Source organism: Kitasatospora sp. NPDC015120 (assembly GCF_043080305.1).
Lineage (GTDB): Bacteria > Actinomycetota > Actinomycetes > Streptomycetales > Streptomycetaceae > Kitasatospora.
In genome coordinates, this window is the sequence record NZ_JBIBVJ010000026.1 from 57,177 (window position 1) to 81,038 (window position 23,862).

The following is a 23,862-nucleotide window of genomic DNA, read 5'->3' on the forward strand; positions in this document are numbered from 1 at the left end:
CCACCCCACGATCGGCTCATGAGCTGAACGGAGAACCCCCACCCATGCGCCGTAGCCGCACCCCCGCGGAGCTGGTCCGGGCCGAACCCGGGCCCGCGCACACCATCGACTTCGACGGCCGGCCCGTGCCCGCGCTGCCCGGGCAGACCATCGCCGCCGCCCTGTGGGCCGACGGCGTGCTGGCCTGGCGCACCACCCGGGTCGGCGGCAGGCCGCGCGGGGCGTTCTGCGGCATCGGCGCCTGCTTCGACTGCCTGGCCACCGTCGACGGGCGGCCCAACCAGCGCACCTGCCTGCTGCCGGCCGAGCCCGGCACCACCGTCACCACCCAGGAGGGCCACGGCCGTGCCGACCTCGACGTCTGAGCCCCTGCCCGGCGGTCCGCGCCCCTACGACCTCGCGGTGGTCGGCGCGGGCCCGGCCGGCCTCGCCGCCGCCGTGACCGCCGCCGACCTCGGGCTGCGCTGCGCCCTGGTCGACGCCGGCCGGAGCACCGGCGGGCAGTACTACCGCCACCCCGCCCCCGGCCTCGGCGCGGCCCGCCCCGACCGGCTGCACCACGGCTGGTCCGTCTACACCGGCCTCGCCGACCGGCTCGCCGCCCACCGTGCGGCCGGCCGCGTCGACCTGCTGGCCGGCCACCAGGTGTGGGCGCTGGAGCGGGCCGGGGAGCGCGACTGGCGTCTGCACGCCACCACCGGCCCGGACGCCGACGACCGGGCCACCGTCCGGTCCGCCGCCGTCCTGCTCGCCACCGGCGCGTACGAGCGGCAGCTGCCCTTCCCCGGGTGGACGCTGCCCGGGGTGGTCACCGCCGGCGGCGCGCAGGCCATGCTCAAGGCCGGTCTGGTGCTGCCCGGCCGGCGGATCGTGGTGGCCGGGAGCGGCCCGTTGCTGCTCGCGGCGGCCTCCTCCCTGGTCACCGCCGGTGCCGAGGTCCCCGCGGTGGTGGAGGCCACCGCGTACCTCGGCTACGCCCGGCGCCCCGGCGTGCTGGCCGCCGTTCCGGCCAAGCTGGTCGAGGGCGCCGGGCACGGCTCCGCGCTGCTGCGCCACGGGGTGCGGCTGCGCCCGCGCAGCGCGGTCGTGGAGGCGCACGGAACGGACCGGGTCACCGCCGTCACGGTGGCCCGGTTGGACGCCGCCTGGCGTCCGGTACCGGGAAGTGAGCGGCGGATCGAGTGCGACGCGCTCGCCGTCGGTCACGGCCTGGTCCCGCAGATCGAGCTGGCCACCGAGTCGGGCGCGGCCACCCGCACCACGCCCGACGGGACGGCCGCACTCGCGGTCGACGCCCGCCTGCGGACCACCGTCCGCGGGCTCTGGGCGGCCGGCGAGACCTGTGGGGTCGGCGGCGCCGACCTGGCGATCACCGAGGGCGAGCTGGCCGCGCACGCGGTGGCCGGCCGGCCGGTGCGCACCGCGCTGCTGCGCCGGCGCTCCCGGCTGCGGGCCTTCGCCGAGCTGATGGCCGCCGCCCACCGGCCCGGCCCCGGCTGGACCGAGTGGCTGCGGGAGGACACCGACGTCTGCCGCTGCGAGGAGGTCCCGGCCGGGCGGATCCGCGAGGCGGTGGACGAGCTCGGCGCGGGCGACGCACGCACCGTCAAGCTGCTGACCCGGGCCGGGATGGGCTGGTGTCAGGGCCGGATGTGCGGTCCGGCGGTGGCCTGCCTGGCGGGCGGCGGCGCCGTCCCGCAGGAGTCCCGCGCGGACAGCAGGCCGTTCTCCTGCCCCGTTCCGCTCGGGCAGCTCGCGGCCGAACCGGACCGCGAGGACTGAGCCCCGGGCGGGCCCGGCCGGTCGAGGACCGGGCCCGCACGGTCCGGCCCGTCCGGCGCCGCCCGCCGGGTCTGTCCGAAATCGTCCGGCGGGGACTCTTGTCTCCGCTGCGCGCTCCCTAATAAAATGTCACACCTCACCAAGGAGTCACCTGTGTCCCAGACCCCGCACGACACCACCCGGCCCTGGCGCGGCATCATGGTCGCCACCACGCTCCCGCTGCGCCCGGACCTCTCCGTCGACTACGACGCCTACGCCGAGCACGTCCGCTGGCTGATCGAGTCGGGCTGCGACGGCGTCGTCCCCAACGGCTCGCTCGGCGAGTACCAGACCCTCACCGCCGAGGAGCGGGCCAAGGTCGTCGAGGTCGCCGTCGAGGCGGCCGGCGACGGCTCCCGGGTGATGCCCGGCGTCGCCGCCTACGGCAGCGCCGAGTCCCGCCGCTGGGCCGAGCAGGCCGCCGAGGCCGGCGCCGGCTCCGTCCTGCTGCTGCCGCCGAACGCCTACCGCGCCGACCGGGACGCCGTCCGCGGCCACTACGCCGAGGTCGCCAAGGCCGGTGTGCCGATCGTCGCCTACAACAACCCGATCGACACCAAGGTCGACCTCGTGCCGTCGCTGCTCGCCGAACTGCACGGCGAGGGCTCGATCGTGGCGGTCAAGGAGTTCACCGGTGACGTCCGCCGGGCGTACGAGATCGCCGAGCTGGCCCCCGGCCTCGACCTGCTGATCGGCGCCGACGACGTGCTGCTGGAGCTGGCCCTGGCCGGCGCCGTCGGCTGGATCGCCGGCTACCCGAACGCGCTGCCCGAGGCGAGCGTCGCGCTGTACAAGGCCGCCGTCGCCCACGACCTGGGCACCGCGCTGCCGCTGTACAAGGCGCTGCACCAGCTGCTGCGCTGGGACTCCAAGACCGAGTTCGTCCAGGCGATCAAGCTGTCCATGGACATCGCCGGCCGCCCCGGCGGTCCGACCCGGGCCCCGCGCCTGCCGCTGACCCCGGAGATCGAGGCGGCCGTCCGCGCGGCCACCGAGAAGGCGCTGGCCGAGGGCCTGGCCTGACCCGTACGACGTGGTTCCGGTGTCCGGACCGGCCGGCTGCGGCGGCAGCCGGCCCCACCGGACACCCGCCCGCCGGGGCACGGACCCGTCCACCCCACCCTCACCCCACCACCCCACGGAGCGTCAGCAGATGCGCAGCCGTCACGTCTTCCACGCCGTCGACTCGCACACCGAGGGCATGCCCACCCGGGTCGTCACCGGCGGCTTCGGCGTCATCCCCGGCGCCACCATGGCCGAGCGCCGGGTGCACTTCCAGCAGCACCTGGACGACTTCCGGACGCTGCTGATGTACGAGCCCCGCGGCCACGCCGCGATGAGCGGCGCCATCCTGCAGCCGCCGACCCGGCCGGACGCCGACTGGGGCGTGCTCTACATCGAGGTCTCCGGCCTGCTGCCGATGTGCGGCCACGGCACCATCGGCGTGGCCACCGTGCTGGTGGAGACCGGCATGGTGCCGGTCGTCGAGCCGGTCACCACCGTCCGGCTGGACACCCCGGCCGGCCTGGTGGTCGCGGACGTCGCGGTGGAGAACGGCGCGGCCAAGGCGGTCACCATCCGCAACGTGCCGTCCTACGCGCAGGCGCTGGAGCGCAAGATCGAGGTCCCCGGCCACGGCACGGTGACCTACGACCTCGCCTACGGCGGCAACTTCTACGCGATCCTGCCGCTCGCCGAGTTCGGCCTGCCGTTCGAGCGGGAGCGCAAGCAGGACATCCTGGACGCCGGCCTGGCCCTGATGGACGCCATCAACGCCGGCCCGGACCGCCCGGTGCACCCGGAGGACCCGTCCATCCACGGCTGCCACCACGTCCAGCTGCTCGCTCCCGGCTCCACCGCCGAGCACTCCCGGCACGCGATGGCCATCCACCCCGGCTGGTTCGACCGCTCGCCCTGCGGCACCGGCACCTCGGCCCGGATGGCCCAGCTGCACGCGCGCGGCGAGCTGCCGCTCGACCGGGACTTCCGCAACGACTCCTTCATCGGGACCACCTTCATCGGCCGCCTGGTCGAGGAGACCGAGGTGGCCGGGCGCCCCGCGGTGGTGCCGACCGTCACCGGACGGGCCTGGCTCACCGGCACCGCCCAGTACTTCCTCGACCCCGCCGACCCGTTCCCGGCCGGCTTCCTGCTCTGACCCCGCCGCGCGCGTCCCCCCATCCCGCCCCCCCGTTCTCGTCCCGACCCCGTCGTATCCCCCGAAGGGCTGACCGAAGTGACGATCCGTTCGTACAACCCCGCCGACCCCGCGGACCTCGTCGCCGAGGCGCCCCGCCCCGGCACCGAAGCCGTCGAGGCCGCCGTCGCCCGCGCCCGGGCCGCGCAGCCCGGCTGGCTCGCCGCCGGCGCCGGCGCCCGCTCCGCCGTGCTCACCCGGATCGCCGAGGCGGTCGAGGCGCACGCCGAGGAACTGGCCGGGCTGGTCGTGCGCGAGGTCGGCAAGCCGATCGCCGAGGCGCGCGGCGAGGTCGCCCGCACCGTCGCGATCTGGCGCTACTACGCCCAGGCGCCGTTCGCGGCCACCGGCGAGGTGCACGAGACCGCCGGCGGGCCCGGCCTGCTGCTCACCCGCCGCCGCCCGTACGGGGTCGCCGGGCTGATCACGCCCTGGAACTTCCCGCTGGCGATCCCCTGCTGGAAGACCGCCCCGGCGCTGGCCGTCGGCAACAGCGTCGTCCTCAAGCCGTCCTCGGAGGCGATCGGCTGCGCGCTGCGGCTGGCCGAGCTGATCGCCGGGGCCGGGCTGCCCGAGGACGTCCTCACCGTGCTGCCCGGCGGCGGCGCCGAGGGCGGCACCCTGGTCGCCGCGGCCGACGTGGTCTCCTTCACCGGCTCCACCGGGGTCGGCCGGCAGGTCGTGCGCACCGCCACCGAGCGCGGCATCCCCGTGCAGGCCGAACTCGGCGGGCTGAACGCCGCGCTCGTCCTGCCGGACGCCGACATCGACCAGGCCGCCGCCCACGTCGCCGCGGCGATCGCCGGCTACGCGGGGCAGAAGTGCACCGCCACCAGCCGGGTCATCGCGGTCGGCGCGGCCTACGAGCCGCTGCGCGCCGCGCTGGTCAAGGCGCTCGGCGAGGTCGACGACACCGCCTGCGGCCCGGTCATCAGCGCGGCCTCCCGGGACGAGATCACCGCGGCCGTCGCCTCCGCCCGGGAGGCCGGCGCCGAGGTGCTGGCCGGCGGCGGCGTGCCCGAGCGGGACGGCTGGTTCCTGGACCCGACCCTGGTCACCGGGGTGCCGGACGACCACCCGCTGCGCCGCGAGGAGTTCTTCGGCCCGATCGCCGTGCTGCACGCCGCGGCCGATCTGGACGAGGCGATCGCGCTCGCCAACGACACCCCGTACACCCTGGCCGCCTCGGTGCACACCCGGAACCTGGACGCGGCGCTGGCCGTCGCCGACCGGCTGGACGCGGGCATGATCCGGGTCAACGCGCCGTCCAGCGGCGTCGACTTCCACCTGCCGTTCGGCGGCGCCAAGGGCGCCAGCCACGGTGCCCGCGAGCAGGGGCAGGCGGCGCTGGACTTCTACACCCAGGGCCGTACCGTCACCCTGCTGCCGGCCGGGGGTGCCTGATGACGGCGCAGCCCGCCGCCGAGGCCCTGCACATCGACACCGTCGACTACCACACGGCCGGGGAGCCGTTCCGGATCGTCGTCGCCGGAGCGCCGGTGATCCCCGGTGACGGCGTCGCCGAGCGCCGCGCGATCGCGATCGGCGCCGGCGGCACCGCGACCGCGCCCCGGCCGAGCGCGCTGGACGACGTCCGGCAGCTGCTCACCCGCGAGCCGCGCGGCCACGCCGGAATGTACGGCGGCTTCCTGGTGCCCGCGGACGACGACGAGGCCGACCTCGGCGTGCTGTTCTGGCACAAGGACGGCTACTCGACCGCCTGCGGTCACGGCACCATCGCGCTCGGCGCCTGGGCGGTCGACTCCGGCCTCGTCGCGGCGCCCGACTACGGGGTCGCCCGGGTGCGGATCGACGTGCCGTCCGGCCGGGTCACCGCGCTGGTCCACCGGGCCGCCGGGCGGACCACCGGGGTGACGTTCCGCAACGTGCCCGCCTGGGTGAGCGAGCTGAAGCTGCCGGTGGAGACCTCCCGGGGCACCGTCGAGGTGGCCGTCGCGCACTCCGGGGCCTGCTACGTCTCGGTGCCGGCCGCCGCGCTCGGCCTCTCGGTGAGCCTCGGGCAGCTGCCCGGACTCACCGCGGCCGGCCGGGAGATCCGGGCCGCCCTGGCCGGCTCCCCGGCGGTGCGCCACCCGGTGGACCCGCGGCTGTCGGGCGTCTACGGGGTCGTCCTGCACGAAGAACTCCCCGCGGAGGACGGCGGGGTGAACCAGCGCAACGTCACCGTCTTCGCGGACGGCCAGATCGACCGCTCGCCCTGCGGCTCCGGCACCTCGGCCCGGCTGGCGATCCTGGCCGCCGAGGGACGGCTCGCGCCCGGCCAGGAGCTGCGCCACGAGTCGATCGTCGGGACCGTCTTCGGCGGGCGGGTGCTGGCCGGCGGCGACCCGTGGGGCGACGGTGTGGTCACCGAGGTGACCGGCACCGCGCACCGCACCGGCGAGCACCGCTTCGTGCTCGACCCGCAGGACACCCTGGGCACGGGGTTCCTGCTGTGAACGGGGGAACGGGGACGGCGCAGGCCGCCGTGTCACCCCCGGACGCGCCCGGCGCGGCGGCTGAGCCGCTCCAGCCCGCCGCGCCGGGCCCGGCGGAGGTCCTCACCGCGGCCCCCGTCGGGCTGACGCCCGCCGAGGCGGCCGGGGCGATCGAACGGGTGCTGCGCGACGGGCTGGACCCGGAGGCCGCGCCGGCCCGCTCGGCCGTGCCGGTGCCCGCCGGGGAACTGCTGATGATGCCGGCCGCCTCCGCCCGGTACACCGGGGTGAAGATCGCCGGGGTCGCCCCCGCCAACCCGGCCGTCGGGCTGCCCCGGATCACCGGCAGCTACCTGCTGCTCGACGGTCCGACCCTGCAGCCGCTCGCCCTGCTCGACGGCATCGCGCTCACCTCGCTGCGCACCCCCGCGGTCACCGCCGTCGCGCTGGACCGGCTGGCGGTGCCGCGGGCCGGGCACCTGGTGCTGTTCGGCTCCGGCCCGCAGGCCTACGGCCACCTGGACGCGCTGCTCGCCGTCCGCCCGCTGACCCGGGTGACCGTGGTCGCCCGCAGCGAGCAGCCCGCCGAGGCGCTGGCCCGGTACGCCCGGGCGCACGGCGTGGCGGCGGCCGTCGGCACCCCGGCCGACGTGGCCGACGCCGACCTGGTGGTCTGCTGCACCACCGCGCGCACCCCGCTGTTCGACGGCGCGCTGGTCCCCGACCACGCGGCGGTGGCGGCGGTCGGCTCGCACGAGGTGGACGCGCGGGAGGTGGACGAGGTGCTGGTCGCCCGGTCCGCGCTCTACGTGGAGGCCCGCGCGGTGGCGCTGCGGGAGGCGGGCGACCTGCTGATGGCGGGCATCACCGGCGCCGACACCCTGTGGAACCTGGCCGAACTGGTGAACGGCGCGGCGCCGGTGCCGGCCGACCGGCCGCGCTTCTTCAAGAGCGTCGGAATGGCCTGGGAGGACCTCGCGGTCGCGGCGGAGGCGTACCGCCGCGAGGCGGGCTGAGTCTCCGGCCGGCACGGGGCCCGCTGTGGGGCCCGACGCACGGTGGGCGGGCGCCTCGGCGCTGCGCCGGCCCACCGCCCCCGGACCCATTGCCCTGGACGGGGGGTGGTCGTCGAAGTGACCGGCCGGACGAGCGGCCGACGTGGTGGGACGGGATCCCCCGCCGCGTCGGCCGTTTCTTCGTGTGTCCGGGGCGCTGCGGTCGCGCGCTACCGGTAGGTGTCGATCAGGCGGGCCAGGTGACGGCCGGTGAGGTGGAGGGGCTCCTCGCTGCGAGCGACCTGGGCGGCGAGTTCGGCGCCCTCCAGGGTGTTGATGACGGTGGCGGCGAGCTCGCGGGCGTCGGTCAGGGCGATGCCCGCGCCGTGCAGCTTCTCCTCGACGAGGGCGCGCCAGTGGGCGAAGGCCTCGGTGACGGCCTGTTCGATGACCGGGGCCCGGCCGACCGTCTCCAGGGCGGTGGTGGTGATCGGGCAGCCGTCCTGCCAGTCGGAGGCGCGCAGGGCCTCGGCGAGCAGACGGGTGCAGGCGACGACCGCCTCGGCCGGGTCGTCGGCACTGTCCAGCCCCTCGCGCAGCAGGTCGGCGAACTCCTGGTCGCCGTGGCGGATCGCCGCGGCGGCCAGTTCCTGCTTCCCGCCCGGGAAGAAGTGGTAGACGGAGCCGAGGGTGGCCTGCGCCTCGCGGGAGATCTGCTTGACGCCGGTGCCCTCGAACCCCTGGCGCTGGAGCAGCCGGGAGGTGGCCCGGACGATCCGCTCGCGGGTGCCGGTGGTGGGCGTCTGCACGGGGTTCACGGCGTTCACGGGCCGAGTCTAGCCCGGACATGAATAGAGCGTTCGTTCCATTGCTGTGCTAGCGTCACGCCCTGGATAGAGCGTTCGTTCTAGTCACTCTCCGGAGGGGATCCCATGTCCGCCATGCCTCAGCAGCAGCACAGCACGCCGTCCGTCACGCTGATCGGCCTCGGTCCGATGGGCCGGGCCATGGCCGGCGCCTACCTCGATGCCGGTTACGCCGTCACGGTCTGGAACCGGAGCGCCGGGCGCGCCGCCGAGCTGGTCGCCCGCGGCGCCGTCCTCGCGCCGAGCGCGGCCGCGGCGGTCGCGGCCAACGACCTGGTCGTGCTCAGCCTCACCGACTACGACGCGGTGTTCGCCGTGCTGACCGCCGCCGAGGCGGAACTGGCCGGCCGGACCGTCGTCAACCTCAGCTCCGACACCCCCGACCGGGCCCGCGAGGCCGCCCGGTGGCTGGCCGGGCGCGGCGCCGGACACCTCACCGGCGGGGTGCAGGTGCCGCCGTCGGGGATCGGCGAGCCCGGCTCGTCCACCTTCTACAGCGGCCCGGTCGAGCTGTTCCGGCGGCACCGCGCCGCCCTGGAGGTGCTGACCGGCGCCGACTACCGCGGCGACGACCCCGGGCTCGCCCAGCTGTACTACCAGATCCAGATGGACCTCTTCTGGACCTCGCTGGCCGGCTACCTGCACGCCACCGCCGTCGCCGAGGCCAACGGCATCCCGGCGGACGAGTTCCTGCCCTACGCCACCTCGACCGCCGCCTCGATGCCGGGCTTCCTCGCCTTCTACGCGCCGCGGATCGCCGCCGGCCACCACGAGGGCGATGTCGACCGGCTCACCATGGGCCTCGCCAGTGTCGAGCACGTGCTGCACACGGTGGAGTCCTCCGGGGTGGACGGCGCGCTGCCGCGGGCGCTCGCCGACCTCTTCCGGCGGGGCGTCGCGGCCGGGTACGGGGCGTCCAGCGCGACCAGCCTGATCCGGGTGCTCCGGGGCTGAGGCGTATCGGATAGTGGGCCGCCGGCCATTGTCACCGGGCGGCGGCCCTGCAACCATGGGTTCGTCGTGCGTCGCGAGCGCTGACGGGTCGTCCGAATCGCGGGATGTTGCACACTCAACGTAACGTGACATTGTACGCTGGTGTTCTGCACTCACCGGAGGAACACCATGGCCGACCTCAAACCCCGCACCCTGATCTCCGTCCAGGAGCGGCTGCGCGACCAGGTCGCCCACGCCCTGCGGGCCGCCCTCATCTCCGGCGAGCTGCGCCCCGGCGTCGTCTACTCCGCGCCCGCCCTGGCCGCCGACTTCGGCGTCTCCGCCACCCCCGTGCGCGAGGCCATGCTCGACCTCGCCCGCGAGGGCCTGGTCGAGGCGGTCCGCAACAAGGGCTTCCGGGTCACCGAGCTCACCGAGCGCGACCTCGACGACTTCACCGAGATCCGCGCCCTCATCGAGGTCCCCACCGTCGGCCGGGTGGCCCGCACGGCCAACGCCGACCAGCTGGAGGCGCTGCGCCCGCAGGCCGAGGCGATCGTCGCCGCCGCGGGCAAGCAGGACCTCATCGGCTACCTGGAGGCTGACCGCCAGTTCCACCTCGACCTGCTCGGCCTGGCCGGCAACGCCCGCCTGGTGGAGGTCGTCGGCGACCTGCGCAAGCGCTCCCGCCTCTACGGCCTCAACCGCCTCGCCGAGCGCGGCGAGCTGGTCTCCTCGGCGGAGGAGCACCTGGAGCTGCTCGACCTGATGATCGCCGGCGACGCCCCGGCCGCCGAGTCCTGCATGACCCGCCACCTCAGCCACGTCCGCTCCCTGTGGGCCGAGGACCAGCAGGAGGCGGCGGAGGAGCCCCGCACCGGCCTGCGCCTGCGGGCCCGGTAGGGGTGAACCACCCGTTCGGGCGAAGATCCTGAGATTGGGCGGTGGAACGGGACCGCCTTCTACGATGGTGTTCTCGACATCGGCAGCAAGGAGGATTTCGTGTCCGCCGCCGCAGTGGAAGAACCGTTCGAGCAGCCCACGCTGCTCGAAGTCGCCGAGCTGATCTCCGAGCAGTTCGCCGGCTATCGGGTCGAGATCATCGGGAGCCAGATCACCGTGACGCCGTCGCCGAACATGAAGCACGGCCGGTCGGTCAAGCGGCTCGACCGCGTCTTTCTCGCAGCAGGACTGGACGACGGTGAAACCGAAGTGTTCCAGGGCATCGGCATCTGGTTGCCCGACGGCCCATCCGGCTTCGCGATTCCGGACCTGGCGATCGTCGATGCGAACAGTGACGACAAGCTGATCGAGCACAACAGCTACGATCCGGCCATCTTCCGCCTGGTCGTCGAGGTGACCTCCTCCGATCTCAGTGATGACTTGAAGCGGAAGCCCGCCGCGTACGCCTCGGCGGGCGTTCCGGTGTATCTCATTGTCGACCGGACCAACCAGCGGATCATGGTGCTCACCGATCCGCAGAACGGCGAGTACCGGGTGCACGCCGTCCATCACCCCGGGCAGACGTTCGAACTGCCGGAGTCCATCGGAGCATCGGTGAAGCTGTCGGTGGACGACGTGCTGGCCGCCCAGAAGTAGGTCATACCGTCAGCCTTCCGTCGTTGACCTCGGCCACCTGGTCGACCGCCGTCAGGTGGGTGCGGTCGTGGGTGACCAGGACGGTGGCGGTGGCGCGCTGGTGGGTGAGGGTGGTGAGCAGGTCCAGGACGGCGGCGCCGCGTTCGTGGTCGAGGGCGCTGGTGGGCTCGTCGACCAGGAGGACGGTGGGGTCGTTCATCAGGGCCCGGGCGATGTTGACGCGCTGGCGCTGACCGCCGGAGAGCTGGTGCGGGCGGCGGGCCGCCCGGTCGCGCAGGCCGACGGCGTCCAGCAGCTCCAGCGCCCGGGGGAGGGCGGTGCGCGGGGCGCGGCCGTCCAGGTGGGCCATCACCTGGAGCTGCTCGACGGCGGTGAGCGAGGGCAGCAGGTTGGGCTGCTGGAAGACGATGCCGATCCGGTCGCGGCGCAGCGCCGTCAGCGCGGTGCGGTCCAGGCCGGTGGTCTCCGTGCCGTCCACCGCCACCCGGCCGGAGTCCGGGGCGATCAGCGTGGCGGCGACCGCCAGCAGGCTGGACTTCCCCGAGCCGGACGGGCCGACCACGGCGGTGACGGTGCCCTTCGGGACGGTCAGCGAGACGTCGTCGAGGGCGGTCAGCCGGCCGTCGCCGTCCGGGTAGGTGAGGGTGACGTGGTCGAGAACGAGGGTCATCGGGCACTCCCCAGGGCGGTCAGCGGGTCGACGGAGGTGATGCGGCGCACGGACAGGGCCGCGCCGACCGCGCCGAGCGCGATCATGACGACGGCGGGCACCAGCACGGTCGGCGCGTCCAGGACGAACGGGACGGCGGAGCCGATCAGCGCTCCGAGGCCGGCGGCGAGGGCCGTGCCGAGGGCGGTGCCGAGCAGCAGCAGGACGACGGCCTGGCCCAGCGCGTCGCGCAGCAGGTAGCGGGTGGAGGCGCCGAGCGCCTTGAGGACGGCGATGTCACCGCTGCGCTGGATCGTCCAGACCGTGAAGAACGCCCCGATCACCAGCGCCGAGATGGCGAACAGGAAGCCCCGCATCAGCTGCAGCGAGCCGTTCTCGGAGGTGTAGGAGCCGATCGCGGCGAGCGCGTCGTCCCGGCTGCGGGTCTCGGTGCCGAGGGCGGCGTCGGCGGCGCCCAGGTCGGCGCCCTTCGCGGTGGTCAGCGCGACCACGGTGGCGTGCCCGGCGCCGCCGGGCGCGGCCCGCTGCCAGTCGGCGAGGGTCGTCCAGACGACCGGGGTGTGGCTGTAGGAGGCGTCCCCGGAGACGGCCGCGACCGTCAGCGGGTGGCCGGCGACGGTGAACGCGTCGCCCGGGCGCAGGCCGCCGAGGTCCTCGGCGGCGGTCTCCGAGAGCACCGCCCGGCCCGGGACGAGGGCGGCGCCCTGCGGGGCGAGCGAGGAGCCCTCCGGCACGCCGAAGACGGAGAGCGCGGCCGTGCGCGGTCCGGCCGCCGCCTTGGTGGTGGCGATGCCGAGCGGCTGGGCGCCGGTGACGCCCGGGGTCCGGGCCCAGCCCTGCCACTGCCCGGGGGTGACCTGGGAGTCGGTGAACGACAGCTTCTGGCCGTCGGCGGGCCGGCCGAAGGCCAGGTGGTCGGCGGGCAGGCCGGTGATCGCCGAGATGTTCTGCCGGCCCAGCCCGGCCGTCAGGCCGGACAGCAGGCCGACCAGCACCGTGATCAGCACGATGACGGTCCCCATCAGGGCGAACCGCCCCTTGGCGAACCTCAGGTCCCTCCAGGCGACGAACACCGCAAGCCCTTCCACTCGATCCACTGCGACACGGACGAGACTGGCCGAGGAAGGGCCCCTCGGACATCGCACCGGGGATTGCATCCTCGGCATCGAAGGGCAGAAGCGCAGTTCAACCTTTTGATTGATGCCCGGCGGCCGCACGCGCCCTAGGCTGGACGGATGGCGACCGACCGACCCCGTACCACCCCCGTCGCCCGCGTCCTCCAGGTCTGCCTGCACCTGCTCGTGGCGGGCCTGCTGGGGCTCGCCGTCGTCCGCGCCCTGGCCGGGCGGGGCGGCGACCCGGCGGCCGTCACGGCCGCCGCCACCGCGATGGCCGCCGTCTACACGGCCGGGCCGCTGATCGGCGCGGTCGGCCGCTCCCGCCGGGCCGCCGGGCTCTGGCTCGCCCTGCTCGGCGTCACCTGGGCGGGCGTGCTGGTCACCACCCAGGACGGTGTCTGGCTGGCCTTCCCGCTGTACTTCCTGGAACTGCACCTGCTCGGCCGACGGGCCGGGCCGGCGGCGGCGGGGCTCACCGCGGTCGCCTCGATCGTGGCGTACTCCGCGCACCAGCACACCGTCAGCGCCGCGGCGGCGATCGGGCCGCTGCTCGGCGCCGCCGTCGCCACCGCGACGGTCCTCGGCTACCAGGCGCTCTACCGCGAGAGCGAGGAGCGGCGCCGGCTCATCGACGAGCTCACCGCCGCCCGCGCCGACCTCGACGCCGCCCACCACGCGGCCGGCGTCCTCGCCGAGCGCGAGCGGCTCGCCCGGGAGATCCACGACACCCTCGCGCAGAGCCTCACCAGCATCCAGCTGCTGCTGCGGGCCGCGCAGCGCGCCCTGCCGGAGCGCGCCGACGCCGCCGCCGAGTACGTCGAGCAGGCCCGGCAGGCCGCGCAGGACAACCTCGACGAGGCCCGCCGCTTCGTGCGCGCGCTCAGCCCGCCCGCCCTGGAGAGCGACACCCTGCCGGTCGCGCTGGAGCGGCTGTGCGCGACGACGTCGGTGCGCAGCGGCCTGCCGGTGCGGCTGCACGTCTCCGGCGAGCGGGTCCGGCTGCCGGTGCCGCACGAGGTGGCGCTGCTGCGGATCGCGCAGTCGGCGCTCGGGAACGCGGTGCGGCACGCGGGGGCGACGCACGCGGAGGTGACGCTCAGCTTCATGGCGGGGGAGGTGGCGCTGGACGTGGTGGACGACGGGGCGGGGTTCGATCCGGCGGCCGCCGGCGGGCCGGAGGCCGCCGAGGGCGGGGACGGCGGGTTCGGGCTGCCGTCGATGCGGGCCCGGGCGCGGGCGCTCGGCGGGACGTTCGCGGTGGAGTCCGCGCCGGGGGAGGGCACGGCGCTCGCCGTGCTGCTGCCGGTGGCCGATGCTTCGAGGGAGGAGTCCTCGTGACCGGGGCCGTGATCCGCCTGCTGCTCGCCGACGACCATCCGGTGGTCCGGGCGGGGCTGCGGGCCGTGCTGGAGAGCGAGCCGGACTTCGCGATCGTCGCGGAGGCGGCGACCGCGGAGCGCGCCGTCGAACTGGCGGCGGAGGCCGACGTCGACGTGGTGCTGATGGACCTGCAGTTCGGTCCCGGCTCGGCGATGAACGGCGCGCAGGCCACCGCCGCGATCACCGCGCGTGGTCCGGGGGCGCCGCGGGTCCTGGTGGTGACCACGTACGACACCGACGCCGACACCCTGCCGGCGCTGGAGGCCGGGGCCACCGGGTACCTGCTGAAGGACGCACCGCCGGAGGAGCTGGCCCGGGCGGTGCGGTCGGCGGCGGCCGGGCGGACGGCGCTGGCGCCGACGGTGGCGGACCGGCTGCTGGAGCGGATGCGGACGCCTGCGGCGGCGCTGAGCGTGCGGGAGACGGAGGTGCTGGGGCTGGTCGCGGACGGGCTCACCAACCAGGCGATCAGCCGGCGGCTGCAGCTGAGCCAGGCGACGGTGAAGTCGCACCTGGTGCACGTCTACACGAAGTTGGGCGTGGAGTCGCGGACGGCGGCGGTGCGGGAGGCGCGGGCGCGGGGGTTGATCCGGCGCGGGGGGTGAAGCCGGGGGAGCGGGATCCGGCGCGGGGGTGTTGGCCGAGGGCGGATCCGGGGCGGGGCGTAGGGTGGGCCGGGCAGCCCGGGAACCCCGGTGTGCCGTGTGAGTGGAGGAGATCCCCGGATGGCCGTGCGACTCGACGAACTCCCCGTGCCCGTGATCGCCGCGCCGATGGCCGGCGGGCCGTCGACGCCCGGGCTGGCGGCCGCCGTCAGCGGGGCGGGCGGGCTCGGTTTCCTCGCCGCCGGGTACCGGAGTGCCGAGGACACCTTCGACCAGGTCCGCCGCGTCCGCGAGCTGACGGACCGTCCGTTCGGCCTGAACCTCTTCGTGCCCGCCGGGCCCGGCGACCGGGCGGCCGTGGCCGCCTACCGGGAGCGGCTGCGGCCGGAGGCCGAGAAGCACGGGGTGAGCCTTCCGGAGGAGATCGCGCCGGACCGGGACGACTGGGACGCCAAGATCGCCGGGCTGCTCGCCGACCCCGTTCCGGTGGTCTCGTACACCTTCGGGCTGCCCTCCGCCGAGGAGGCGCGGGCACTGCGGGCGGCGGGCACGTTCCAGGTCGGCACCGTGACCACGCCGGAGGAGGCGCGCCGCGCCGAGGCGGTCGGGATGGACGCGCTGTGCGTGCAGGGGCCGGAGGCCGGCGGGCACCGCGGCACCCACGCGGCGGCGGACCGCCCCGGTGAGCTGCCGCTGCTCGACCTGCTGCCCGCCGTCCGGGCGGTGACGGGGCTGCCGCTGATCGCGGCGGGCGGGCTGTCCGACGGTCCGGCGGTCGCGGCCGCGCTGCGGGCCGGGGCGGTGGCGGTGCAGCTGGGGACGGCGCTGCTGCGCGCCGACGAGGCCGGGACCTCGGCCGCGCACCGGGCGGCGCTGACGGAGTTCGACGCGACGACGGTGACCCGGGTGTTCACCGGCCGCCCGGCGCGGGCGCTGCGCAATGACTTCATCGACCGGTTCGAGCCGTACGCGCCCGCCGCCTACCCGGACGTGCACCACCTGACCCAGCCGCTGCGCGCGGCGGCGGCCCGGCGCGGTGACGCGCAGGCGATGCACCTGTGGGCGGGCACGGGCCACCGGGCGGCGCGCGGCGGCCCGGCGGCGGAGCTGGTCACGGAGCTCTGGGAGCGGGCCGCCGGGCGGTGAGGCCCGGCGGCCCGTCGCACGCGCGGGCTCAGCCCAGCAGTCCGGCCATCCAGGCCTCGATGTCCGGCACCGTGCGGGGCAGCGCGCCGGACATCAGCCGCGCACCGTCGGCGGTGATGACGAGGTCGTCCTCGATCCGGATGCCGAGGCCGCGCAGTTCGGCGGGCAGCGTCTCGTCGTCGGGCTGGAGGTAGAGGCCGGGCTCGACGGTGAGCACGTGGCCCTCCTCCAGGACGCCGTCCAGGTAGGTCTCGGCGCGGGCCCGGGCGCAGTCGTGGACGTCGAGGCCGAGCATGTGGCCGGTGCCGCAGAGGGTGTAGCGGCGGTAGAGGCCGCTGTCCTCGGCGAGCGCCTCCTCGGCGCCGACCGGCAGGACGCCCCAGTCGGCGAGGCCCTCGGCGATGACCCGGGCGGCCGCGCTGTGGAAGTCGCGGAAGCGGGCGCCGGGGCGCAGCGCATCGATGCCGGCCTGCTGGGCGGCGAGCACGAGTTCGTAGGCCTGCCGCTGGACGGGGCTGAAGGTGCCGTTGAGCGGCAGGGTGCGGGTGATGTCGGCGGTGTAGAGGGTGTCGGTCTCCACGCCGGCGTCGAGCAGCAGCAGGGCGTTCGGGTCGAGGGCGCCGTCGTTGCGGATCCAGTGCAGGACGCAGGCGTGGGCGCCGGAGGCGGCGATGGTCTCGTAGCCGATGCCGTTGCCCTCGGCGCGGGCCCGCAGGTTGAACACGCCCTCGATCCAGCGCTCGCCGCGGTGGTGGCGCAGGGCGGCGGGAAGGGCGCGCACGACGTCCTCGAAGCCGAGGACGGTGTGGTCGACGGAGAGCTGGAGCTGCTCGACCTCCCAGGTGTCCTTGACCAGCCGCAGTTCGGACAGCACGGCGGCGAACAGGCCGTCGCCCCGGGCGAGTTCGGGGGCGCCGGGGCGGCCGGTGGCGGCGTCCAGCGCGGGGTCGACGCCGGTGAGGACGCGGGTGGCGGGCCGCGGGCCGGTGAGCAGCTTCTCCAGCTCGTCGAGGTGCTCGACGCGCACGCCGGTGAGCCGCGCGGCCTCGTCGAGGTCGGGGCGGCGGCCGACCCAGAACTCGCCGTAGCGGCGGTCGCGGAAGAACTCGGCGCCGCGCACCGGGTCGCCGCCGCGGGGGGAGCGGGGGCGCAGGTAGAGGACGGGCTCGTGGCCGTCGGGGCCGGTGGGCTCCAGGACGAGGACGTGGCCGACCTGGTCCTCGCCGGTGAGGCCGGTGAGCCAGGCGTAGGCGCTGTGCGGGCGGAAGCGGTAGTCGACGTCGTTGCTGCGGACCTTGAGCTGGCCGGCCGGGACGATCAGCCGCTCGCCGGGGAAGGCGGCGGACAGCCGGCTGCGGCGGCCGGGGGTCACGGCGTACCCGGGGACGCGGTCCTCGGCGGGGAGCGGCGTGGCCGCCCAGGAGGTGCCCATGAAGGCGTTGAGGGCGGCCGAGACGGGGAGGTCGTGGCTTCCGGTGTTGAGGCCGGTCTGACGGAAGGTCACCGGGTGGCTCCTAAGCGGGCGGTGCGGATGAGGGGGAGACGGGGGCGGCACGGACACAGCTCGGTAACGGGTCGCGTCACCTCTTGTGCAGTGCAATTTCACATTACTATGTTACGGGTCACACCGCGGAGCGGCTAGACCCCTTGAGGTCGCCCTCCGAGGCTGGTCCCGGATCCACCCCCGGGGCGGACGACGGGCCTTCACGGCGGCCCCCCACTGCGGAGTCAGATATGAACAGGCGTACCCAGACGGCCATCGCGGCGGCCATCGCGGCGGCACTCTCCCTCGGGCTCGCGGCCTGCGGCGACAAGGACAAGAGCGACACCTCGGACGGCGACACCGCCGCCACCTCCACCAAGGGCCCGGGCGCCGAGAACGGGACGATCGCGGGCGGTACGCCGGTCAAGGGCGGCACTCTCACCGTGCTGACCAACCAGGACTTCGCCCACCTCGACCCGGCCCGCAACTGGACCCTGCCGCAGATGGACTTCGGTACCCGGTTGATCTACCGCACCCTGGTCACCTTCAAGGCCGAGCCGGGCGCCGCCGGCAGCGAGATCGTCCCCGACCTCGCCACCGACGTCGGCCGCCCGTCCGACGGCGGCAAGACCTGGGCCTTCACCCTGAAGGACGGCCTGAAGTACGAGGACGGCACCCCGATCAAGTCCTCCGACATCAAGTACAACGTCGAGCGCTCGTTCTCCCCGGACCTCACCGGCGGCCCCGACTACGCCGTCCAGTACCTGGCCGGCGGCGAGAACTACAAGGGCCCGCTGACCGGCGAGCACCTGCCGAGCATCGAGACGCCGGACGACAAGACGATCATCTTCCACCTCAAGCGCCCGGTCGCCGAGTTCTCCTACACGGCCACCCTGCCGACCTTCGCGCCGGTCCCGCCGGCCCAGGAGAAGGGCACCCAGTACGACACCCGGCCGTTCTCCTCCGGCCCGTACAAGATCGACTCCTACGACCGCGGCAAGCAGCTGGTGCTGGTCCGCAACGCCAACTGGGACGCCGGCTCCGACACCGTCCGCAAGGCCTACCCGGACCGGATCGTGGTGACCCAGGGCCTCAAGGGCGGCCAGGTCGACGACCGGATCATCGCCAGCGAGGGCGCCGACGCCTCCTCGATCGAGATGCCGTGGATGCGCCCGGAGTCGGTGCCGAAGGTGCTGCCCAAGCCCGACGTCAAGGCCCGCATGGTGGCCGAGCGCACCGGCTGTACCGACAACCTGTACATGAACACCTCCAAGGCGCCGTTCGACGACCCGAAGGTCCGCGAGGCGATGATGTACGCCGTCGACAAGGACGCCCAGGTCACCGCGTGGGGCGGTCCGGCGCTCGGCGAGGTCGCCACCTCCTACCAGCCGCCGTCGCTGACCGGCGGCGAGAAGGCCGACCCGCTGAAGATCCCGGCCACCGGCAACCCGGAGAAGGCCAAGGAGCTGCTGAAGGCGGCCGGCAAGACCGACCTCAAGGTCTCGCTCACCGTCTCGCTCGGTGACAAGACCCGCGGCGAGGCCATCCAGCAGTCGCTCTCCAAGGTGGGCGTCCAGGTCACCGTCAACACCGTCGACCCGTCCGCCTTCACCGACACCCTGGGCGACACCAAGAACGCCCCCGACCTGGCCATCAGCGGCTGGTGCCCGGACTACCCGTCCGGCGCGACCTTCCTGCCCTTCATCTTCGACGGCCGCACCATCAAGGAGAAGGGCAACCAGGGCAACCTCAGCCAGTTCCGCGACCAGGCCACGATGGACGAGATGGACCGCATCGCGACCCTCACCGACGTCAACGAGGCCAACAAGGCCTGGAAGAAGCTGGACGAGGACCTCATGACGAAGTCCTTCCCGGCCGTGCCGCTGATGTGGCAGCGCCGCGCGCTGCTGATCGGCACCAACGTGGCCGGCGCGTTCGGCAACTCCGGCTACTCCGGCATGATCGACATGGCCACCATCGGCCTCAAGGACCCCTCGAAGAGCCAGGGCTGAGGGAGCCTCCGCCATGACTAGCACCTCCACCGAGCCCGCCGCCGCGCCCGTCGCGGCGGCGGGCCCCCCGAAGGCCGCCGGGCGAGGGCCCTGGCGGCTGGTCTGGGACCAGCTCTGGGCCAAGGGCTCCGCCCGCTTCGGCCTGATCACCGTCGCCGTCCTCGTCCTGCTGGCCGTCCTGGCCGGCCCGCTGAGCGCCCTCGGCGGCTGGTCCCCCGAGGAGTTCGACAAGCGCGCCATCGACCCCTACCTGGGCGGCGTGCCCAGGGGCGACTTCGGCGGCATCGGCGCCCGGCACTGGCTCGGCGTCGAGCCGGTCACCGGCCGCGACCTGTTCGCCCGGGTCCTGCACGGCGGCCAGGTCTCGCTGCTGATCGCCTTCATCGCCACCGCCGTGGTCGTGATCGCCGGCACCCTGGCCGGCATCGCCGCCGGCTACTTCGGCGGCCGGGTCGACGCCCTGCTCTCCCGGCTGATGGACCTCACCATGTCCTTCCCCTCGCTGATCTTCATGATCGCGATGATGTCGGTGGCCAAGGACGTCAACCGGATCCTGCTGATGACCGCGGTGATCGGGCTGTTCGGCTGGCCCGGCATCGCCCGCGTGGTCCGCGGCCAGACCCTGTCGCTCAAGCACCGCGAGTACGTCGAGGCCGCCAAGGTCGGCGGCGCGCGCTCCTGGCGCATCCTCACCCGGGAGATCCTGCCGAACGTCTCCGGCCCGATCATCGCGTACACCACGCTGCTGATCCCCGGCATGATCGCCACCGAGGCCGCGCTCTCCTACCTGGGCGTCGGCGTCCGGCCGCCCACGGCCTCGTGGGGCCAGATGATCGCCGAGTCGATCGTGCACTACGAGACCGACCCGACGTACTTCCTGATCCCGACGGCCTTCCTCTTCATCGCGGTCCTGGCGTTCACCCTGCTCGGCGACGCGCTGCGGGACATCCTCGACCCCCGGGGAGGCCGGTCGTGATCCTCTACCTCGGTCGCCGGCTGATCGGCGTGGCCGGCATCATGCTGGCCATCTGCGCCATCACCTTCACCATCTTCTACCTGCTGCCCAACGACCCGGCCGCGGCCGCCTGCGGCAAGACCTGCAGCCCCGACCGGCTCGCCGAGGTCAAGGCGGCGATGGGCCTGGACAAGCCGGTCTGGGAGCAGTTCGGCGCCTACCTGGCCGGCCTCGTGGCCGGCCGCGACTACGGCAGCGGCCCCAGCGCCGTGCACTGCGGCTTCCCCTGCCTCGGCTACTCCTACGAGTACTCGCTGCCGGTCTGGGACCTACTGGTCGACCGCCTGCCGGTCTCCGTCTCGCTCGCCCTCGGCGCGGCCGTGCTCTGGCTGCTCCTCGGCCTCGGCGCCGGCGTCACCTCGGCCCTGCGCAAGGGCAGGCCGGCCGACAAGATCCTCATGGTGCTCTCGGTCGGCACCGCCTCGCTGCCGGTCTACTTCACCTCGGTCATGCTGATCTGGGGCGTCGTGCGCAGCGCCGGCCTGCTGCCCTACCCCTCGTACCACGAGTTCACCGACAACCCGTTCGAGTGGGGCTCCAACCTGCTGCTGCCCTGGATCGCGCTGGCCCTGCTGTACGCGGCCCAGTACGCCCGGCAGAGCCGCAACTCGATGATCGAGGCGATGGCGGAGCCGTACATCCGCACCGCCCGGGCCAAGGGCCTGCCGTCCCGCACGGTCACCGTCAAGCACGGCCTGCGCTCCGGCATGACGCCGATCCTCACCATCTTCGGCATGGACCTCGGCGGCCTGCTGGCCGGCGCCGTCATCACCGAGTCGATCTTCGGCCTGCCCGGCATCGGACGGCTCTTCTACGACGGGCTGCTCCGCTCCGACCAGCCCGTGATCCTCGGCGTGACGTTGCTCGCGGCCTTCTTCATCGTGGTCGCGAACCTGCTGGTCGACGTGCTCTACGCATTCGTCGACCCGAGAGTGAGGTACTGATGACCGCCCTCCTGGAGGTCGAAGACCTCAAGGTCTCCTTCACCACCCCGCGCGGCGTCGTGCGGGCCGTCGACGGCATCGACTTCACCGTCGAGGCCGGCAGGACCCTCGGCCTGGTCGGCGAGTCCGGGAGCGGGAAGTCCGTCACCTCGCTGGCCGTCATGGGCCTGCACCGCGGCGCCGCCGTCACCGGCTCGATCCGGCTGCACGGCCAGGAGCTCAACGGCCTGGGCGAGCGGGAGCTCGGCACCGTCCGGGGCCGGCGGATCGCCATGATCTTCCAGGACCCGCTGTCCAGCCTGCACCCCTTCTACACCGTCGGGGAGCAGATCGCCGAGCACTACCGGGTGCACTTCAAGGCCTCCCGCAAGGCCGGGCGCCGGCGCGCGGTCGAGATGCTCGCCGAGGTGGGCATCCCCGAACCGGCCCGCCGGGTCGACGAGTACCCGCACCAGTTCTCCGGCGGCATGCGCCAGCGCGTGATGATCGCCATGGGGCTCGCCTGCGAGCCCGAGCTGCTGATCGCCGACGAGCCGACCACCGCGCTCGACGTCACCGTCCAGGCCCAGATCCTCGACCTGATCGCCTGGATCCAGCAGGAGCGCGGCCTCGGCGTCGTGATGATCACCCACGACCTCGGCGTGGTCGCCCGGGTCGCCCACGAGGTGCTCGTCATGTACGGCGGCCGCGCCGCCGAACAGGCGCCCGTGGAACGGCTGTTCGCCGCCCCCGCGCACCCCTACACCCGAGGGCTGCTCGACTCGTTGCCCCGCCTGGACGACACCGACGACGCCCCGCTGCGGGCCATCCCCGGCAGCCCGCCGTCGCTGATCGCCCCCGCCCCCGGCTGCTCCTTCGCCCCGCGCTGCGCCCGCACCACCGCCGCCACCGCCGAGGACCACGCCCGCTGCCTGTCCGAGCGGCCCGGCTTCGGTCCGCTCGCCCCCGGCCACCAGGCCGCCTGCCACCTGCCGCTGGTGCCGGAAGGAGCCCTGGGATGACCGAGCCCCTGCTGTCCGTACGGGACCTCGTGAAGGCCTTCCCCGGCCGCCGCTCGCGCACCGGCAAGGCCGGCGCCCCGATCCGGGCGGTGGACGGGGTGAGCTTCGACGTCGGCGCCGGCGAGACGCTCGGCCTGGTCGGCGAGTCCGGCTGCGGCAAGTCCACCACCGGGCGCATGATCGTCCGGCTGCTGGACCCGACCTCCGGCACCGTCACCTTCGACGGCACCGAGATCGGCGGCCTGAGCCAGGCCGAGCTGCGCCCGCACCGCAGGCACCTGCAGATGGTGTTCCAGGACCCGTACTCCTCGCTGAACCCCCGCCAGACGGTGGCCCGGATCATCTCCGAGCCGCTGCTCGTCCAGGGCAGCGGCGCGGCCGGGGCGCGCAAGCGGGCGGCCGAGCTGATGGAGCTGGTCGGCCTGATCCCCGAGCACCTCGACCGCTACCCGCACGAGTTCTCCGGCGGCCAGGCGCAGCGCATCGGCATCGCCCGCTCGCTGGCCACCTCGCCCCGGCTGGTGGTCGCCGACGAGCCGGTCTCCGCGCTGGACGTCTCCATCCAGGCCCAGGTGGTCAACCTGATGGAGCGGCTGCAGGACGAACTGGGCCTGGCGTACATCTTCATCGCGCACGACCTCTCGGTGGTCAAGCGGGTCTGCGACCGGGTCGCGGTGATGTACCTGGGGCGGATCGTCGAGATCGGCGACAAGCACCAGGTGTACGGCAACCCCGCCCACCCGTACACCAAGGCGCTGCTCTCCGCGGTGCCGCTGCCGGACCCGGCGGCGGAGCGGGAGCGCGAGCGGATCGTGCTGCTCGGCGACCCGCCGAGCCCGGCCGACCCGCCGTCCGGGTGCAGCTTCCACCCGCGCTGCCCGAAGGCTCAGGAGATCTGCCGCACCGAGCGGCCGCTGCTGCGGATCGCCGGGACCGGCGGCCGGGAGGCGGCCTGCCACTTCCCGGAGAACTGACCCGGGCCCGTTCTCGCGGCCGTGGGCGTCCGCCGATGGGCGCGCCCCCGGCCGCGGCTCGACCGCCGTACCGTCCGAACCACCCCCACGCGGACGGTACGGCACCACACCGCGCGAGCAGCGCTCCTGCTCGCGCGCCGAGAACGCCCGGTCGGACGCGGCGGGGAGCCTGATGAGGGCCGCGTCCGACCGGGTTCCGCCCGGCCGCATCCGGCGGCCGGCCCGCCGGGCCCGCCCGGACCGACCTGGGTCGTCGGTCCCGGCGGGCCCGCGCGCGTCCGGGGCTCAGCCGGGTCCGGGCTCCTCGAAGGCGGCCGGCGCGGGCCGGGGCCGTCGGCGCCGAGCGCGTCACCCGGGCCCGGCACCCGGCAGCGGCGCAGCGACAGGCAGCCGCAGCCGATGCAGCCGGTCAGCTCGCGCTCCGGCCGCTCGATCTCCCGGCGGCGGGCCGCGAGCCGCGCCGCCCAGCGGCGCGAGATCCGCTCCCGGTCGCGCTTGTCCGGCATCCGGTCGGCGGGCAGGCCCGCGAACACCTCGGCCACCTCGGACGGCGCACGCCGAGCCGTTCGGCGACCAGGACCAGCGAGAGCCGGCGCAGCACGTGCCGGTGGTGGCGGCGCTGGTCGCCGGAGGTCCGCTCGGAGGCGGTCAGCCCCTGCTCCTCG

General features: G+C 74.7%; 22 protein-coding genes. 18 read left to right on the top strand and 4 right to left on the bottom strand.

Going from position 1 to position 23,862, the window contains the following annotated elements; all coding sequences use genetic code 11:
• The first annotated feature begins 44 nt into the window (after positions 1-44).
• From ACF1AK_RS33020 to ACF1AK_RS33050, 7 genes are all read left to right on the top strand, one after another.
• Positions 45-365 carry a (2Fe-2S)-binding protein gene (locus ACF1AK_RS33020; protein WP_380284285.1) on the top strand — a complete coding sequence of 107 codons (321 nt, stop codon included), beginning with the start codon at positions 45-47 and terminating at the stop codon, positions 363-365.
• Positions 346-1,782, top strand: a complete 1,437-nt coding sequence (locus tag ACF1AK_RS33025; protein ID WP_391502502.1) for an NAD(P)/FAD-dependent oxidoreductase — start codon at positions 346-348, stop codon at positions 1,780-1,782. The genes ACF1AK_RS33020 and ACF1AK_RS33025 overlap by 20 nt, the downstream gene beginning before the upstream one ends.
• A gap of 198 nt (positions 1,783-1,980) precedes the next feature.
• The gene (locus ACF1AK_RS33030) at positions 1,981-2,844 is read left to right on the top strand and encodes a dihydrodipicolinate synthase family protein (protein ID WP_391502524.1); all 864 of its coding nucleotides are present in this window, start codon (positions 1,981-1,983) and stop codon (positions 2,842-2,844) included.
• A gap of 130 nt (positions 2,845-2,974) precedes the next feature.
• Entirely contained in the window at positions 2,975-3,979 is a 1,005-nt protein-coding gene (locus ACF1AK_RS33035) for a proline racemase family protein (protein WP_391502503.1), read from the top strand.
• Positions 3,980-4,057: 78 nt separating this feature from the next.
• The gene (locus ACF1AK_RS33040) at positions 4,058-5,422 is read left to right on the top strand and encodes an aldehyde dehydrogenase family protein (RefSeq protein WP_391502504.1); all 1,365 of its coding nucleotides are present in this window, start codon (positions 4,058-4,060) and stop codon (positions 5,420-5,422) included.
• Positions 5,422-6,477 carry a proline racemase family protein gene (locus tag ACF1AK_RS33045; RefSeq protein ID WP_391502505.1) on the top strand — a complete coding sequence of 352 codons (1,056 nt, stop codon included), beginning with the start codon at positions 5,422-5,424 and terminating at the stop codon, positions 6,475-6,477. Before ACF1AK_RS33040 ends, ACF1AK_RS33045 begins: the two co-directional genes overlap by 1 nt.
• A 122-nt stretch (positions 6,478-6,599) precedes the next feature.
• The gene (locus ACF1AK_RS33050) at positions 6,600-7,472 is read left to right on the top strand and encodes an ornithine cyclodeaminase family protein (RefSeq protein ID WP_391502525.1); all 873 of its coding nucleotides are present in this window, start codon (positions 6,600-6,602) and stop codon (positions 7,470-7,472) included.
• A gap of 209 nt (positions 7,473-7,681) precedes the next feature.
• On the opposite strand, the gene ACF1AK_RS33055 is transcribed toward ACF1AK_RS33050, so the two are convergent.
• A complete protein-coding gene (locus tag ACF1AK_RS33055) occupies positions 7,682-8,278 on the bottom strand; it encodes a TetR/AcrR family transcriptional regulator (RefSeq protein ID WP_391502506.1) in 597 nt (198 codons plus the stop codon).
• Positions 8,279-8,392: 114 nt separating this feature from the next.
• Between ACF1AK_RS33055 and ACF1AK_RS33060 the strand changes: the two genes are divergently transcribed.
• The 3 genes from ACF1AK_RS33060 (at position 8,393) to ACF1AK_RS33070 (ending at position 10,849) form a co-directional block, all read left to right on the top strand.
• The gene (locus tag ACF1AK_RS33060; RefSeq protein ID WP_391502526.1) at positions 8,393-9,271 is read left to right on the top strand and encodes an NAD(P)-dependent oxidoreductase; all 879 of its coding nucleotides are present in this window, start codon (positions 8,393-8,395) and stop codon (positions 9,269-9,271) included.
• Between the two features lie 168 nt (positions 9,272-9,439).
• A complete protein-coding gene (locus ACF1AK_RS33065; RefSeq protein ID WP_391502507.1) occupies positions 9,440-10,153 on the top strand; it encodes a GntR family transcriptional regulator in 714 nt (237 codons plus the stop codon).
• 99 nt (positions 10,154-10,252) lie between these two features.
• Positions 10,253-10,849 (top strand): Uma2 family endonuclease, encoded by a 597-nt coding sequence (locus tag ACF1AK_RS33070; RefSeq protein WP_391502508.1) that lies wholly within the window; start codon positions 10,253-10,255, stop codon positions 10,847-10,849.
• Position 10,850: 1 nt separating this feature from the next.
• Here the strand turns inward: ACF1AK_RS33070 and ACF1AK_RS33075 are convergent, their stop codons facing one another.
• Positions 10,851-11,519 (bottom strand): ABC transporter ATP-binding protein, encoded by a 669-nt coding sequence (locus ACF1AK_RS33075; RefSeq protein WP_391502509.1) that lies wholly within the window; start codon positions 11,517-11,519, stop codon positions 10,851-10,853.
• The gene (locus ACF1AK_RS33080) at positions 11,516-12,592 is read right to left on the bottom strand and encodes an ABC transporter permease (RefSeq protein WP_391502527.1); all 1,077 of its coding nucleotides are present in this window, start codon (positions 12,590-12,592) and stop codon (positions 11,516-11,518) included. Before ACF1AK_RS33080 ends, ACF1AK_RS33075 begins: the two co-directional genes overlap by 4 nt.
• Positions 12,593-12,754: 162 nt before the next feature.
• On the opposite strand from ACF1AK_RS33080, the gene ACF1AK_RS33085 reads away from it, so the two are divergent.
• The 3 genes from ACF1AK_RS33085 to ACF1AK_RS33095 all read left to right on the top strand — a co-directional run bounded on the left by ACF1AK_RS33085 (position 12,755) and on the right by ACF1AK_RS33095 (position 15,768).
• Positions 12,755-13,975, top strand: coding sequence for a sensor histidine kinase (locus tag ACF1AK_RS33085; protein ID WP_391502510.1), 1,221 nt, complete (start codon positions 12,755-12,757; stop codon positions 13,973-13,975).
• Positions 13,972-14,622, top strand: a complete 651-nt coding sequence (locus ACF1AK_RS33090) for a response regulator (protein ID WP_391502511.1) — start codon at positions 13,972-13,974, stop codon at positions 14,620-14,622. The genes ACF1AK_RS33085 and ACF1AK_RS33090 overlap by 4 nt, the downstream gene beginning before the upstream one ends.
• 120 nt (positions 14,623-14,742) lie before the next feature.
• Positions 14,743-15,768, top strand: coding sequence for a nitronate monooxygenase (locus ACF1AK_RS33095; RefSeq protein WP_391502512.1), 1,026 nt, complete (start codon positions 14,743-14,745; stop codon positions 15,766-15,768).
• Between the two features lie 28 nt (positions 15,769-15,796).
• Here the strand turns inward: ACF1AK_RS33095 and ACF1AK_RS33100 are convergent, their stop codons facing one another.
• Entirely contained in the window at positions 15,797-17,200 is a 1,404-nt protein-coding gene (locus ACF1AK_RS33100) for an aminopeptidase P family protein (protein ID WP_391502528.1), read from the bottom strand.
• A gap of 302 nt (positions 17,201-17,502) precedes the next feature.
• On the opposite strand from ACF1AK_RS33100, the gene ACF1AK_RS33105 reads away from it, so the two are divergent.
• Genes ACF1AK_RS33105 through ACF1AK_RS33125 form a run of 5 tightly spaced genes read left to right on the top strand, consistent with a single transcriptional unit; the run spans position 17,503 to position 23,197 of the window.
• Positions 17,503-19,263: an ABC transporter substrate-binding protein gene (locus ACF1AK_RS33105; RefSeq protein ID WP_391502513.1), complete on the top strand. Its 1,761-nt coding sequence runs from the start codon at positions 17,503-17,505 to the stop codon at positions 19,261-19,263.
• A gap of 13 nt (positions 19,264-19,276) precedes the next feature.
• Positions 19,277-20,239 (top strand): ABC transporter permease, encoded by a 963-nt coding sequence (locus ACF1AK_RS33110; protein ID WP_391502514.1) that lies wholly within the window; start codon positions 19,277-19,279, stop codon positions 20,237-20,239.
• Positions 20,236-21,222: an ABC transporter permease gene (locus ACF1AK_RS33115; RefSeq protein ID WP_391502515.1), complete on the top strand. Its 987-nt coding sequence runs from the start codon at positions 20,236-20,238 to the stop codon at positions 21,220-21,222. The genes ACF1AK_RS33110 and ACF1AK_RS33115 overlap by 4 nt, the downstream gene beginning before the upstream one ends.
• Positions 21,222-22,223 (top strand): ABC transporter ATP-binding protein, encoded by a 1,002-nt coding sequence (locus ACF1AK_RS33120; protein ID WP_391502516.1) that lies wholly within the window; start codon positions 21,222-21,224, stop codon positions 22,221-22,223. The genes ACF1AK_RS33115 and ACF1AK_RS33120 overlap by 1 nt, the downstream gene beginning before the upstream one ends.
• Positions 22,220-23,197: an ABC transporter ATP-binding protein gene (locus ACF1AK_RS33125; RefSeq protein ID WP_391502517.1), complete on the top strand. Its 978-nt coding sequence runs from the start codon at positions 22,220-22,222 to the stop codon at positions 23,195-23,197. Before ACF1AK_RS33120 ends, ACF1AK_RS33125 begins: the two co-directional genes overlap by 4 nt.
• The last annotated feature ends 665 nt before the right edge of the window (positions 23,198-23,862 follow it).